Source organism: Amycolatopsis sp. NPDC051102 (assembly GCF_040682815.1).
Taxonomy (GTDB): Bacteria; Actinomycetota; Actinomycetes; order Mycobacteriales; family Pseudonocardiaceae; genus Amycolatopsis.
The window spans coordinates 195,327-210,424 of record NZ_JBFBBT010000014.1 but is presented as its reverse complement, the minus strand read 5'-3'; the positions used below and the strand labels follow the sequence as shown (position 1 = coordinate 210,424).

The following is a 15,098-nucleotide window of genomic DNA, read 5'->3' as shown; positions in this document are numbered from 1 at the left end:
AGTCGCGGGCGCCGGATCAGGAGATGCCGAACTCTTTGCCGAGGAGGTCGAACATCTCCTCGTCGCTGGCGGTTTCGAGGCCCGGGGCGGCCGGTTCGCCCGCCCAGCCGGCGGTGAGCAGCCGCAGCTGGTCCGCGACCCGGGCCCGGTCGGCCGCGTCCAAGGCGGCCCCGACGCGGCTCAGCTCCTCGATCAGCCCGTCGACGCCCTGCGGCGCGGGCTCGTCGTCCCGCAGTTCCGCCGTCAGGTGCCGGGCCAGCGCGGCCGGCGACGGGTGGTCGAAGATGAGCGTCGCCGGCAGGTTCAGCCCGGTGACGCGGTCCAGCCGGTTGCGGAGTTCGACCGCGGTCAGCGACGTGAAGCCGGTTTCGCTGAACGCCCGGTCCGGGGCGACGTCGGCCGCCCGGCCGTGGCCGAGCACCGCCGCGACGTGCTCGCGGACGACGTCGAGGACGAGGTCGCCGGCGTCGGCCGCCGACAGCCCGGCCAGGCGGTCGCCGAGCCCGGCCGGCGCTTCGGCTACCGGCGCCGCCGGGGCCAGCTCGGCGTAGAGCGGCCGGGCCGAGGGGTAGGTGTCCCAGTCGATGTCGGCGACGACCTGTGACCGCGTGCTCCGGCCGAGCGCGGCCGCGGCCTCCGCCGCGGGCAGCGGGGTGACCCCGGCGCGCCGCATCCGGTCCGCGTTCCCGGCGGCCATGCCGTCGCCCGCCCAGGGACCCCAGGCGATCGCGACGGCCGCCCGGCCCGATGCGCGACGGCGCTGGGCGAGCGCATCGAGCTCGGCGTTCGCGGCCGCGTAGTTCGCCTGCCCCGCCGCGCCGAACGCGCCGGCGAGCGAGGAGAACAGCACGAAGGCGTCCAGGTCGCCGGTCAGTTCGTCGAGGATCCGGGCGCCGGTCACCTTGGCCCGCAGGACCTCGGCGAACCGGTCGCCGGTGAGCGTGTCGACGACGCCGTCGTCGAGGACGCCCGCCGCGTGCACGACCGCCGATATCCGGTGCTCGGCCAGCAGGGCCGCGACGGCGTCCCGGTCGGCGACGTCGCAGGCGACGGCCGTCACCCGATCGTCGGGCGCTTCGCCACCGCGGCGGCTCGCCAGGACGACGTGCCCGGCGCCGTGGTCCAGGAGCCAGCGGGTGACGTGCCCGCCGAGCGCGCCGGTGCCGCCGGTGACCAGGACCGTGCCCCGGGGAGTCCACTGTGGACCACTCCGATGGTCGCGGACGAGCCGCCGGGCGAAGACACCGGTGGGCCGGACGGCGACTTCGTCCTCGCCGCCCGCGGCCAGCACCGCGCAGAGCCGCTCGCCGTCGTCGCCGCTCAGGGTGTCCGGCAGGTCGACCAGGCCGCCCCAGCGGTTCGGGTGTTCCATCGCGACCGTTCGGCCGAAGCCCCAGAACTGGGCCTGGGCCGGCTCGGCGACGGGCTGGTCGTCGGCCGTCGCGACCGCGCCGCGGGTGGCGCACCACAGCGGTGCGCCGACGCCCGCGTCGCCGAGGCCCTGGACCAGCGCGAGGGTCTGCGGCAGCCCAGCGGCGACCGCCGACGCCGGGGTGCCGGCCGCGAAGGCCAGCAGCGACAGCGCGCCCACCGGCGTGGAGCCTTCTTCGGCCAGCTTGGCCTCGACCAGCTTCGCGACCGTGATGCGGTCGGCGTCCTCGGGCACCCGGACGACCAGGGGCCGCGCTCCGGACGTCGCGAAGGCGCCGGCGACCGCCGTCGCGGCCGAGGGGTCGTCGAGGGTTTCCGGCAGGACGAACAGCCAGTCGCCGGAGACCGCGGCCGTGGTTTCGGGCAGCTTGCGCCAGACGACGCGGTAGCGCCAGGCGTCGGAGCTCGCCCGCGTCTCCCGCCGCCAGCCGGACAGGGCCGGGAGCGCGGAGGCGACCGCGGCGCGCTGGTCGCCGTCCAGGCCGAGCAGGGCACCGAGGGAGTCCAGGTCCTCGCCCTCGACGGCCGTCCAGAACTCGGTGTCCACTTCGGACATCGGCGCGGCGGGTGCGGGCTCGGGCCAGAACCGCCGCCGCTGGAAGGGGTAGGTGGGCAGGTCGACCGGGCGCGCCGGCGGGTAGAACGCGGCCCAGTCGACGTCCACGCCCCGGGCGTGAACAGTGCTCAACGCTGTGAGCAGTGCTCTCTCTTCGCCGCGGTCGCGGCGCAACGCCGGGACCGCCGACGCGCCGACCATCGCGCTGAGCACCCCGTCGGGGCCCAGCTCGAGGAAGGTGCTGACGCCCGCGGCTTCGAGGGTCGAGATGCCGTCGGCGAACCGGACGGTCTCCCGCACGTGCCGGACCCAGTAGTCCGCGGTGAACGGTTCGGCGAGAGCGCCGCTCACATTCGAGAGCACCGGTATCTCCGCCGGGTGGTACTCCAGGGTTTCCGCGACCGCGCGGAACTCTTCGAGCATCGGGTCCATCAGTGACGAGTGGAAGGCGTGGCTCACGGTGAGCCGCTTCGTCTTGACGCCGCGCCCGGCGAACTCCGCGGCGATCTCCAGCACCGCGGCCTCGTCGCCGGAGAGCACGACCGACTCGGGGCCGTTGACCGCCGCGATCGAGACACCCTTGGTCAAGGTGACGGCCGATTCCGGGGCGGCGATCGAGACCATCGCCCCGCCGGCGGGCAGCGCCTGCATCAGCGACGCCCGCGCGGCCACCAGCCGGCAGGCGTCCGCGAGGGAAAGCACCCCGGCCACGTGCGCGGCGACCAGTTCGCCGATCGAGTGGCCGGCGACGAAGTCGGGGCGGACGCCCCACGCCGTCACCAGCCGGTGGAGCGCGACCTCGATCGCGAACAGGGCGGGCTGGGTGTAGCCGGTGCGATCGAGCCGGTCGCCGCCGTCGAAGACGATCTCGCGCAGGGACGCGTCGAGCAGGCCGTCGAACTCGGCGCACACGGCGTCGAAGGCGTCGGCGAAGACCGGGAACCGGTCGTAAAGCTCCCGGCCCATCCCGGCGCGCTGGGCGCCCTGGCCGGTGAACAGCACGGCCAGCCGGCCGCCGGGGACGGCCGTGCCGCGCACGGCGTTGTCCAGGTCCCCCAGCCCGGCCAGCAGCTGGTCGCGGTCCCCGACGACGACGGCCCGGTGCTCCAGGGCCGCACGCCCGGTCGCCAGGGTGCGGCCGACCTCGGCCACCGGGACGTCCTCGCCGAGCGCCGCGCGGAGGCGGCGGGCTTGCTCGTGCAGAGCTTGCTCGTCCTTCGCCGACAACGGCCACAGCGTGAGTCCGTTGTGGACCGGCGCGGCGGGTTCGGGCTCCCCCGCTTCGAGGACCAGGTGGGCGTTGGTGCCGCTGACGCCGAAGGCCGATACCCCGGCGCGGCGGGCGCGTCCGGTCTCCGGCCACGGCGTCGCTTCGGTGAGCAGCTCCACGGCCCCGGCCGACCAGTCCACCTGGGACGAAGGGGCGTCGACGTGCAGCGTCCGCGGGAGGACGCCGTGGCGCATCGCCAGCACCATCTTGATCACCCCGGCGATGCCCGCGGCGGCCTGGGTGTGGCCGATGTTGGACTTCACCGAGCCGAGCAGCAGCGGGAACGGCCGGTCCTGGCCGTAGGTGGCCAGCAACGCCTGGGCCTCGATCGGATCGCCCAGCTTCGTCCCGGTGCCGTGCGCCTCGACCGCATCGACGTCCGAAGTGGACAGACCGGCGTCAGCCAGCGCCGCACGGATGACGCGTTGCTGGGACGGGCCGTTCGGGGCGGTCAGGCCGTTGGACGCGCCGTCGGAGTTCACCGCCGAGCCGCGCACGACGGCCAGGACCTGGTGACCGTGCCGGCGGGCGTCCGACAGGCGCTCCAGGAGCACGAGCCCGGCGCCTTCGCCCCAGCCGGTGCCGTCGGCGGCGTCGGCGAACGCCTTGCACCGGCCGTCGGAGGCCAGGCCGCGCTGCCGGCTGAATTCCACGAAGGTCGCCGGCGTGGACATCACGGTCGCGCCGCCGGCCAGCGCCAGGTCGCACTCGCCGCGGCGCAGCGCCTGCGCGGCCAGGTGGATGGCGACCAGCGACGACGAGCACGCGGTGTCGACGGTGAGCGCCGGGCCTTCGAGGCCGAACGCGTAGGCCAGCCGGCCGGACACGACCGCGGCGGCGTTGCCGGTGCCGATGAAGCCGCCGACCTCCTCGGCCGCCGTGCCGAGCAGGCCCGCGTAGTCCTGGCCGTTGGTGCCGGCGAACACGCCGGTGCGGCTGCCGCGCAGCGACTGGGGGTCGATCCCCGCCCGTTCGAAGACCTCCCACGTGATCTCGAGCAGCAGGCGCTGCTGCGGGTCCATGGCCAGCGCTTCGCGCGGCGAGATGCCGAAGAACGCCGCGTCGAACTCCGCGGCGGTGTCGAGGAAACCGCCGTCGCGGACGTAGCTGTGGCCGCTCTTGCCCGGGTCGGCGTCGTAGAGCGCGCCGAGGTCCCAGCCGCGGTCCTCGGGCAGGCCGGTCATCGCGTCGACGCCGTCCGCGACGAGCCGCCAGAGGTCCTCCGGCGTGGCGACCGAGCCGGGGAACCGGCAGCCCATGGCGACGAGCGCGATCGGCTCGTCGGCCCGGACGGGCGCCGGGCCGGCGCCGGCCGGTTCCGGGTGCCGCCCGAGCAGCTCGCGGTGCAGGTGCCGGGCCAGCGCGGCCGGGGTCGGGTGGTCGAAGACCAGCGTCGCGGGCAGGCTCAGCCCGGTCGCCGCGTCGAGCCGGTTGCGCAGCTCGACGGCGGTCAGGGAGGTGAAGCCGCTGTCGGAGAACGCGCGCTCGGCGTCGACCGCGGCCGCGTCGGAGTAGCCGAGCACGGCGGCGACGTGCGTGCGGGTCAGGTCGAGGACCTTCCGGACGCCGTCCTCTTCGGACAGTCCCGTGAGGACACCTGCGGGTTCTTTTGCCGCCGGGCTCTCGAGCGGTTCGGCGAATGCGGTGAACAACGGCCGGGGCCGGACGGCCCGCAGCGCCGGGAGGTAGACGTCCCAGTCGAGGTCGGCCACCACCGCCACCGGGGCATCGGCCGCCGCCTCGAGCGTCAGGGCGTCGAGCGCGAGGCCGGGCTCCAGGGTGCCGACGCCCGCGGCGCGCAGCCGTCGCCGCGTCTCGGCGTCGCCCGCGGCCATCCCGTCGCCCGCCCACGGGCCCCACGCGATCGAGACGGCGGGCAGCCCGGCGGCGTGGCGCTGCTGGGCGAGCGCGTCGAGGTGGGCGTTGGCGGCGGCGTAGCTGCCCTGGCCCGCGGCACCGAACGCGCCGGCCATGGACGAGAACAGGACGAACGCGTCGAGACCGGCGGTGAGCGCGGACAGGTTCTCGGCCGCGATCGCCTTGGCGCGCAGCACGGCGTCGAAGCGGTCCGGGGTCAGGGACTCGATGACGCCGTCGTCGAGGACGCCCGCCGCGTGCACGACCGCGCGGAGGTCGCCGGGCAGCACCGCGGCCAGGGCATCGCGGTCGGCGGCGTCGCAGGCCACGATCGAGACGGCACAGCCGAGGCTGGTCAGCTCGCGTTCGAGGGCCGCGGCGCCCGGTGCGGCCGGCCCGCGCCGGCTGAGCAGCACGAGCCGTTCGGCACCATTCGCGGCCAGACGCCGGGCGACCTGCGCACCGAGCGCGCCCGTGCCCCCGGTGACCAGCACGGTCCCGCACGGCCGCCAGGCCTCGGCCGGGGTCGCGGATCGGCGTTCCAGGCGTCGCGCGAAGACGCCGGACGGCCGCAGCGCGACCTCGTCTTCGGTGCCGGTGAGCACGGCGGCGAGCCGGGTGCGGCCGCGGTCGTCCAGCTCGGCGGGGAGGTCGATGAGGCCGCCCCAGCGCTGGGGGTACTCCATGGCCGCGGTGCGGCCGAGGCCCCAGACCTGGGCTTGGACGGGCGCTTCGACGCGGTCCGCCCGCGTGGCCGCGACCGCGCCGCGGGTGAGGCACCACAGCCGTCCGCCGGCCTTCAGGTCGCCGAGCGCCTGCAGGAGGGTCGCCGTGCCCGCCGCGACCCCGCGGCCGCCGTCGGCCAGGGCCAGGAGGGAAAGGACCCCGTCGAGTGCCGCGCCTGCCGCAGCCCCGCGGCTGTCCAGCGGCGCAGCCGTGCGGCTGTCGTCAGTCGGCGTTGCCGACGAAACAACCCCGTCCAGCGCCACACCCGCCGCAGCCTCGCTTCCATCCACTTCGGACCGCTCCACCGCCGCGCGGAGGTGCTCGGCGAACTCTGCGCGCGGGAGCAGCGGGTCGATCCGGACCGGGGTGATTCGCGCGCCGCGTTCGAGCATCGTCTGCGCGATGCTCGCCACGACTCCGGGTTCGACCGCTTCCGGCACCACCAGGAGCCAGTGGCCGGTGAGCGCGGCCGTTTCCGGCGACACCGGACGCCAGGTGACTCCGTAGCGCCAGGAGTCCACTGTGGATTTCTGGGTGCGTTGGCGGTACCAGGCCGACAGTGCCGGGGTGACCGCTTCGGCGACGTCCTCGGCCAGCTCGAGTTCGGCGGCCAGCTTGCCGCTGCGCACCACGTCCCAGAACCCGGAGTCACCCCCGGGCGCCGCGCCGGGTTCCGCGGCGAGCCAGTAGTTCCGGTGCCGGAAGGCGTACGTGGGCAGGCCGACGCGCCGGCCGCCGGGGGCGAACGGCGTCCAGTCGAGTTCGACACCGTGGACGTGAGCAGTGCTCAACGCCGTGAGCAATGCTCTCTCTTCGTCGCGGTCACGTCGCAGGGCGGGAATCGCGAGGCCGTCGACCATCGCGCTGAGCACGCCGTCCGGGCCCAGCTCCAGGAAGACGTCCGCGCCCGCGGTTTTCAGCGTGGCGACGCCGTCGGCGAACCGGACGGTCTCGCGCACGTGGCGGACCCAGTAGTCCGCGGTGAACGGCTCTGCGAGAGCACCGCTCACATTCGAGAGCACCGGTATCTCCGCCGGGTGATACGTCAGGGTTTCCGCTACCGCGCGGAAATCCGAGAGCATCGGGTCCATCAACGGCGAATGGAACGCGTGGCTCACCGAAAGGCGCTTGATCTTCGGGAACTTCGCCGCAATCGCCAGCACCGCGGCCTCATCGCCCGAAATGACCACCGACTCCGGACCGTTCACCGCCGCGATCGAAACACCCTCGGTCAGCACGATCTCGGACTCCGGCGCGGCGATCGACACCATCGCCCCACCCGGCGGCAACGCCTGCATCAAGGACGCCCGTGCCGACACGAGACGGCAAGCGTCCTCGAGGGACAGCACCCCGGCCACGTGTGCGGCCGAGATTTCGCCGATCGAGTGTCCGGCCACGAAGTCCGGCCGCACACCGAAGGACGAAACGAGCCGGAACAGCGCCACCTCCATCGCGAACAACGCGGGCTGAGTGAACTCCGTGCGGTCCAGGAGCGCGGCATTGTCGAAAGCCTCGCGCAAGTCCGGGCCGAAGTGCGCGAGCACCGCGTCGAAAGCCTCCGCGTACACCGGGAAACGGTCGTAGAGGCCGCGGCCCATCCCGACTCGCTGGGCGCCCTGGCCGGTGAACAACACCGCCAATCGACGGTCCGGCCGCGCGACCCCGGTCACCGGCGGGTTCTCCAGGGCGGCCAGGAGCTCGTCGCGGTCACGGCCGAACACGACCGCCCGGTGTTCGAGCGCGGCGCGCTCGGTCAGCGAGAAAGCAACGTCGACCGGCGCCAGCTCAGGCCGGGCCTCGACGTGCGCGCGGAGGCGCTCGGCCTGCGCGGTGAGGGCCTCGGCGTCACGGGCGGACAGCAGCCACGGGACCACGCCGGAAGGCGCGGCGCGCTCGGGCTCGGGCGGCGTGGCCGGGGCCTGTTCGATGATCGTGTGGGCGTTGGTGCCGGAGATGCCGAACGACGAGATGCCGGCGCGGCGGGGCCGTCCGGTTTCGGGCCAGCGCCGGGCGTCGGTGAGCAGCTCGATCGCGCCGGACTCCCAGTCGATGCGGGACGACGGCGCGTCGACGTGCAGCGTCTTGGGCAGGACGCCGTGCCGCAGCGCCATGACGACCTTGATGACGCCGGCGACCCCGGCCGCGGCCTGCGTGTGCCCGATGTTCGACTTGAGCGAGCCGAGCCAGAGCGGTTCCTCGCGGTCCTGGCCGTAGGTGTCCAGCAGGGCCTGGGCCTCGATCGGGTCGCCGAGGGTGGTGCCGGTGCCGTGCGCCTCGACGGCGTCCACTTCGGACGGAGCAAGGCCCGCGCCGGCCAGCGCGGCCCGGATGACCCGCTGCTGGGCGGGGCCGTTCGGGGCGGTGAGGCCGTTGGACGCGCCGTCGGAGTTGACCGCGGAACCGCGGACGAGCGCCAGGACTTCGTGGCCGTTGCGCCGGGCGTCGGACAGGCGTTCCAGCAGGACCAGGCCCGCGCCCTCGCCCCAGCCGGTGCCGTCCGCGGCCTCCGCGAACGCCTTGCACCGGCCGTCGGAGGCCAGGCCGCCCTGCCGGTCGAACTCCACGAACATGCCAGGCTGCGCCATCACCGCGACGCCGCCCGCGAGGGCCAGGTCGCACTCGCCGTGGCGCAGCGCCTGGACCGCCCAGTGCAGCGCGACCAGCGACGACGAGCACGCGGTGTCGACGCTGACGGCCGGGCCTTCGAAGCCGAAGGTGTAGGAGACGCGGCCGGAGACGACGCTGGTCGCATTGCCGGTCAGCAGGTGGCCTTCGACGCCGGCGGCCACCTCGGCGACGCCGCTGCCGTACGCCTGGTGCGCGGCGCCGACGAAGACGCCGGTGCTGCTGCCGCGCAGCGAGCGCGGGTCGATCCCGGCGCGTTCCAGTGCCTCCCAGGAGATTTCCAGCAGCAGCCGCTGCTGGGGGTCCATGGCCAGGGCTTCGTGCGGGGAGATGCCGAAGAACTCGGCGTCGAAGCCGCCGGCGTCGTGCACGAACCCGCCCTCGGCGGCGCCCAGGGCGGCGAGGTCCCAGCCGCGGCCGGCGGGCAGCGGCGTGAGGGCGTCACGGCCGGTCTCGACCAGCCGCCACAGTTCCTCCGGCGACGTCACCTCACCCGGGTAGCGGCAGCTCATCGCGACGATGGCGATCGGGTCGTCGTCGGCGACGGTGGTGACCGCCCGGGTCGTCGCGGGTTCGGCGCCACCGGCGAATTCCGCCTGCAGCAGCGCGGCCAGCGCCTGCGGGTTCGGGTGGTCGAAGATGACCGTCGCGGGCAGCCGCAGGCCGGTCACCGCGGTGAGCCGGTTGCGCAGCTCGACGGCGGTCAGGGAGTCGAAACCCAGGTCCTTGAACGCCTTCTGCGGCTCGACGGCGTCGGCGCCGTCGTGGCCGAGGACCGCCGCGACGTGGGTGCGGACGAGGTCGAGCAGGAACCGGCGGACGTCGTCGCCGCCGAGGCCGGCCAGCCGGGCGGCGAGCCCGTCGGTGCCCGCCGCGGGCCCGGCCGCGCGGCGCGTGCGCACGCGGACCAGGCCGTGCCACAGCGCGGGCAGGTGCTCGGCCTGGGCCCGCAGCGCGGCGAGGTCGACGCGGACCGGGACCACGCACCCGGCGCCGGCGACCAAGGCCGCGTCGAAGAGCGAGAGGGCGTCCGCGGTGCCGAGGGCCCCGATGCCGGACCGCGCGATCCGGGACAGGTCCTCGTCGCCGAGCGTGCCGGTCATGCCGCTCGCCTCGGCCCACTGGCCCCAGGCGAGCGAGACGCCGGGCAGGCCCTCGGCGCGGCGGCGGGTGGCGAGCGCGTCGAGCGCGGCGTTGGCGGCGGCGTAGTTGGCCTGGCCGGCAGCCCCGGCGACGCCGGCGAGCGAGGAGTACAGCGCGAACCAGGCGAGGTCCCGGCCGCGGGTCAGCTCGTGCAGGTTCAGTGCGGCGTCGACCTTCGGCCGGACGACGGCGTCGATCCGGTCCGGGGTGAGGGCATCGATGACGCCGTCGTCGAGCACTCCCGCGGTGTGGACGACCCCGGTGAGGTTCACCGAACCGAGCAGCGCCTCGAGGGCGGCGCGGTCGGTGACGTCGCAGCTTTCGACGCGCACGGTGGCGCCGCCGGCCGTCAGCTCGGCGACCAGCTCGGCCGCACCCGGGGCGTCGAGGCCGCGCCGGCTGGTGAGCAGGAGGTTCCGGACGCCGTGCGCGGTCACCAGGTGGCGGGCCAGCAGGCCGCCGAGGGTGCCGGTGCCGCCGGTGACGAGGACGGTGCCGTCCGGGTCCGGGGCGGCCGGGACGGTCAGGACGTTCTTGCCGACGTGCTTGGCCTGGCTGATGAACCGGAACGCGTCGGGCGCGCGGACGACGTCCCAGACCCGGGTCGGGAGGTGCGCGAGGGCGCCGTCGGCGAACAGGGCCAGCAGGTGACGGAGGATTTCCCGGATGCGGTCCGGGCCGGGGTCCCCCAGGTCGAACGGGAGGTAGGTGACGCCTTCGGGGTCGCGGAGGTCGGTCTTGCCCATCTCGAGGAACCGGCCGCCGGGCGTGAGGAGGCCGAGCGAGGCGTCGGTGAAGGGGCCGGTCAGCGAGTTCAGGACGACGTCGACGGCCGGGAACCGCGTGGCGAATTCGAGGTCTCGCGAAGACGCGATGTGCTCGACGCCGAGGGCGCGGACGGCCTCGTGCTTCGCCGGGCTCGCCGTGGCGAAGACCTCGGCGCCCGTCCAGCGGGCGAGCTGCACGGCGGCCATCCCGACGCCGCCGGCCGCCGCGTGGACGAGCACGGACTGGCCGGCTTCGAGGCCGCCGAGGTCGAAGAGGGCGTAGTAGGCGGTGACGAAGGCGACGGGCACGGACGCGGCCTGGGCGAAGGTCCAGCCGTCCGGCACCGGGACGAGGAGGCGCGCGTCGGTCACGACCGTGGGGCCGAAGGCGCCGGTGAACAGCCCGAAGACGCGGTCGCCGACGGCGAGCCCGTCGACGTCCGGCGCGGCTTCGGTGACGACCCCGGCGGCTTCGGACCCGAGGACGGCGGCGGGGTCGGGGTACATGCCGAGGGCGATGAGGACGTCCCGGAAGTTGACCCCGGCGGCCCGCACGGCGACCCGGACCTGCCCGGGTTCGAGCGGCTGCGGGGGTTCCGGCCGGAGGGCGAGGCCGTCGAGGGTGCCGCCGGTGGCGGTGAGCCGCCAGGGTGCCGTCGGGACGGTCAGGGCGTGGACGCGGACGAGCCGCGGCGCGACGAAGACCCCGTCCCGGACGGCGACCTGCGGTTCGGCGGGCAGGGTGGCGAGGTCGGGGGGCGGGGTGTGGTCGAGATCGAGCAGCTGGAACCGGCCGGGGTGTTCGGACTGGGCGGAGCGGACGAGCCCCTGGGCGGCGGCTGCGGCGGGGTCGCTGCCGGCATCGCGGGTGACCACGACGAGCCGGCCTGGCCGGTCGGCGGCGAGCCAGGTCTGGACCAGGGCGAGGGCCCGGTGGGTGCTGGTCCGGACGTCTGGGCTGTCGACGGCGGCGAAGACGAGCGGGGCGTCGGTGTCCACATCGGACACGCTGGGGAGGTCGAGGTGGAAGGGGTCGGGGCCGAGGACGACGGCGTCGGTTCGCGGGCCGGCGGGGACGGGGATGTGGTCGAGGCGGAAGAGGGAGTCGTTTCGAGCGGGGGCGGTCGAGAAGGGGCGGAGGACGAGGGAATCGACGGAGGCGACGGGGCCACCGGACTGGTCATGGACGGCGAGGGAGACGGCGTTGTCCCCGGCTGGGGCGAGGTGGACGCGGAGGGCCGTGGCGCCGGTGGCGTGGAGGGTGACGCCGCTCCAGGAGAACGGCATGCCGCCGGCTGCCGGGGAGGTGGGTGCGGCGGCCGGGGCCGAGGCAGCGACAGCCGCGCCCACGGCAGGTTGGTTAGCGCCGCTCACCGGGGCGGCAGTACCGGCGCCGGCGGTGCCGGTTGTGGCCGGGGCCGCCAAGCCCAAGGGGTGCAGGGCCGCGTCCAGCAGGGCCGGGTGCAGGCCGAAGGCCGCCGCGTCTTCGCGGTACTTCTCCGGCAACCTCACCTCGGCGAATGTCTCCTCGCCGCGGCGCCAGACCGCCTGCAGGCCCTGGAAAGCCGGGCCGTACGTGAAGCCGATACCCGCCAGCTGGTCGTACAGGCCGTCGAACGGCACCCGCTCCGCGTCCGCCGGTGGCCACTCGGTCAGCTCCGTTGCCTGCGCGACGCCCGTCGCCAGGAGACCGCTCGCGTGGCGTATCCACTCGTCCTGACCGGGGGCGGCGCCGTCGTCCGGGCGGGCGTGGAGCGTCAGCTCGCGGCGGCCCGCGCCGTCGGGCGGGCCGACGAACAGCTGGACCGCCACGCCACCCCGGGCCGGCAGCACCAACGGTGCTTCGAGGGTCAGCTCCTCGACCACCTCACACCCGACCTGGTCGCCCGCCCGGACCGCCAGCTCCAGCAGAGCCGTCCCCGGGACGAGCACCGCCCCGCCGAGCGCGTGACCGGCCAGCCACGGCTGCGTCTCGAGAGACAGACGTCCGGTGAAGACCACGCCGTCGTGGCCCGCCAAGCTGACCGCCGCTCCGAGCAACGGGTGGTCGAGCGCGCCCAGACCGAGGGAACCCGCGTCACCCTGGGCCGCGCCGCCGCGCGGCCAGAACCGCTCGCGCTGGAACGCATACGTAGGCAGGTCGACGCGGCGGCCGCCGGGGAAGAACGGTGTCCAGTCGACCTTCACGCCGTGGGCGTGAACAGTGCTCAACGCCGAGAGCAGTGCTCTCTCTTCGTCACGGTCGCGGCGCAACGCCGGGACCGCCCCGCCCGGCACCATTGAGCTCAGGACGCCGTCGGGGCCCAGTTCCAGGAACACCCCGACACCCTCGGCCGACAGAGACGAGATGCCGTCGGAGAAGCGGACCGTCTCACGGACGTGCCGCACCCAATACTCCGCCGTGAACGGCTCGGCGAGAGCACCGCTCACATTCGAGAGCACCGGTATCTCCGCCGGGTGATACGTCAAGGTTTCCGCTACCGCGCGGAACTCCGCCAGCATCGGGTCCATCAACGGCGAGTGGAACGCGTGACTGACCTTCAACCGCTTGGTCTTCGGGAACTTCGCCGCAATCGCCAGCACCGCGGCCTCGTCACCCGAGATGACGACCGACTCCGGACCGTTCACCGCCGCAACCGAAACACCGTCGGTCAGCACGATTTCGGACTCCGGCGCGGCGATCGACACCATCGCACCACCAGACGGCAACGCCTGCATCAAAGACGCACGGGCCGACACAAGACGGCAAGCGTCCTCAAGGGACAACACGCCAGCGACATGCGCCGCCGAAATCTCCCCGATCGAATGCCCGGCCACGAAGTCCGGCCGCACACCGAAAGACTCAACCAGCCGGAATAGTGCGACCTCAAGAGCGAACAACGCGGGCTGGGTGAACTCCGTCCGATCCAGCATCTCCGCGTCATCGAACGCCTCGCGGAGCGAGGGATCGAAATGCGCCAGTACCGCATCGAAAGCCGAGGCATAGACAGGGAATCGCTCGTACAACCCCCGCCCCATCCCGACCCGCTGCGCCCCCTGCCCGGTGAACAGCACCGCCAGCAGCGCGTCCGGGTCGGCGGTGCCGACAACGGCCTCCCCCTCCGCCAGACGCGTGAGGCCGTCCCGCAGCGAGTCGCGATCCGAGCCGAGCACCACCGCGCGGTGACCGAGACCGGCGCGGGTGATGGCGAGGGAATACCCGCCGTCGACCGGGTCCGGGTCGGCGGCCAGCAGCCGCCGGGCTTGCGAACGCACCGCCGCGTCGCTCGCTCCGGAAATCACCCACGGCAGTAGCCCCACCGCGGGCGCGGCCGGCGGCGGCGAGACGGCCGGCGGCGCCTCCTCGACGATCAGGTGCACATTGGTCCCGCTCACGCCGAACGCCGATATCCCCGCCCGCCGCGGGGAATCCCCGGCCGGCCACGGCCGCGCCGACGTCAGCAGCTCCACCGCACCCGCCGACCAGTCCACTTCGGACGACGGCGCGTCGACGTGCAGCGTGCGGGGCAGCAGCTCGTGCCGCAACGCCAGCACCATCTTGATGACGCCCGCGATGCCGGACGCCGACTGCGTGTGCCCGATGTTCGACTTCAGCGCGCCGAGCCACAGCGGCCGGTCCGCGGGCCGATCCTGGCCGTACGTCGCCAGCAGCGCCTGGGCCTCGATCGGGTCGCCCAGTGCCGTTCCGGTGCCGTGCGCCTCGACCGCATCCACGTCCGAAGTGGACAGGCCGGCGTTGGCCAGCGCGGCGCGGATGACCCGTTGCTGCGAAGGTCCGTTCGGTGCGGTCAGGCCGTTGGACGCGCCGTCGGAGTTCACCGCGGAACCGCGGATCACGCCGAGGATTTCGTGGCCGTTGCGCCGCGCGTCCGCCAAGCGTTCCAGCAGGACCATGCCGGCGCCTTCGCCCCAGCCGGTGCCGTCGGCGGCGTCGGCGAAGGACTTGCAGCGGCCGTCCGACGCCAGCCCGCGCTGGCGGCTGAACTCGGCGAACGCCAGCGGGCTCACCATCACCGTGACGCCGCCGGCCAGCGCGAGGCCGCATTCGTCCTGCCGCAGCGCCTGGCACGCCCAGTGCAGGGCGACCAGCGACGACGAGCACGCCGTGTCCACCGTGATCGACGGGCCTTCCAGCCCGAAGGTGTAGGACAACCGGCCCGACATGACGCTGGGGGCCTCGCCGGTCAGCAGGTAACCCTCGGAGCCCGCCGCCGTCCGCAGGGTGCTGCTGTAGCCGGACGCGTTGGCGCCGATGAACACGCCGGTCCGGCTGCCGCGCAGCGAAAACGGGTCGAGCCGGCCGCGTTCCAGGAGCTCCCAGGACGTCTCCAGCAGCAGCCGCTGCTGCGGGTCCATCGCCAACGCCTCGCGCGGCGAAATGCCGAACAGGCCGGGGTCGAAGCACGCGGCGTCGTGGACGAACCCGCCTTCGACCGCCCGTGCGCCCTCCGCGCCGTACATGCGCTCGACGTCCCAGCCCCGGTCCTCCGGGAAGCCCGACATCGCGTCGGTGCCGCCGGCGACGAGGTCCCACAGGTCCTCGGGTGAGGACACCCCGCCGGGGTATCGGCAGGCCAGGGAGATGATGGCGATCGGCTCCTGCTCGGCCGCCTCCGCCGCCTGCAGCCGCTGCCTGGTCTGGTGCAGGTCGGCCGTCACGCGCTTGAGGTACTCGAGGAGCTTGTCCTGCTCTGACATCGCCAACCTCATCCGTTCGTCAGTC

The 15,098-nt window shown here is 74.4% G+C and carries 1 protein-coding gene; it reads right to left on the bottom strand.

The window, feature by feature from the left end; translation table 11 throughout:
- Positions 1 to 16: 16 nt before the first annotated feature.
- Positions 17 to 15,073 (bottom strand): type I polyketide synthase, encoded by a 15,057-nt coding sequence (locus AB0M93_RS32340; RefSeq protein WP_364280411.1) that lies wholly within the window; start codon positions 15,071 to 15,073, stop codon positions 17 to 19.
- Positions 15,074 to 15,098 lie beyond the last annotated feature (25 nt).

Bases quoted from the DNA above. Each gene is read 5' to 3' on its own strand.
- AB0M93_RS32340 (WP_364280411.1), bottom strand. From the start codon at position 15,073: ATGTCAGAGCAGGACAAGCTCCTCGAGTACCTCAAGCGCGTGACGGCC.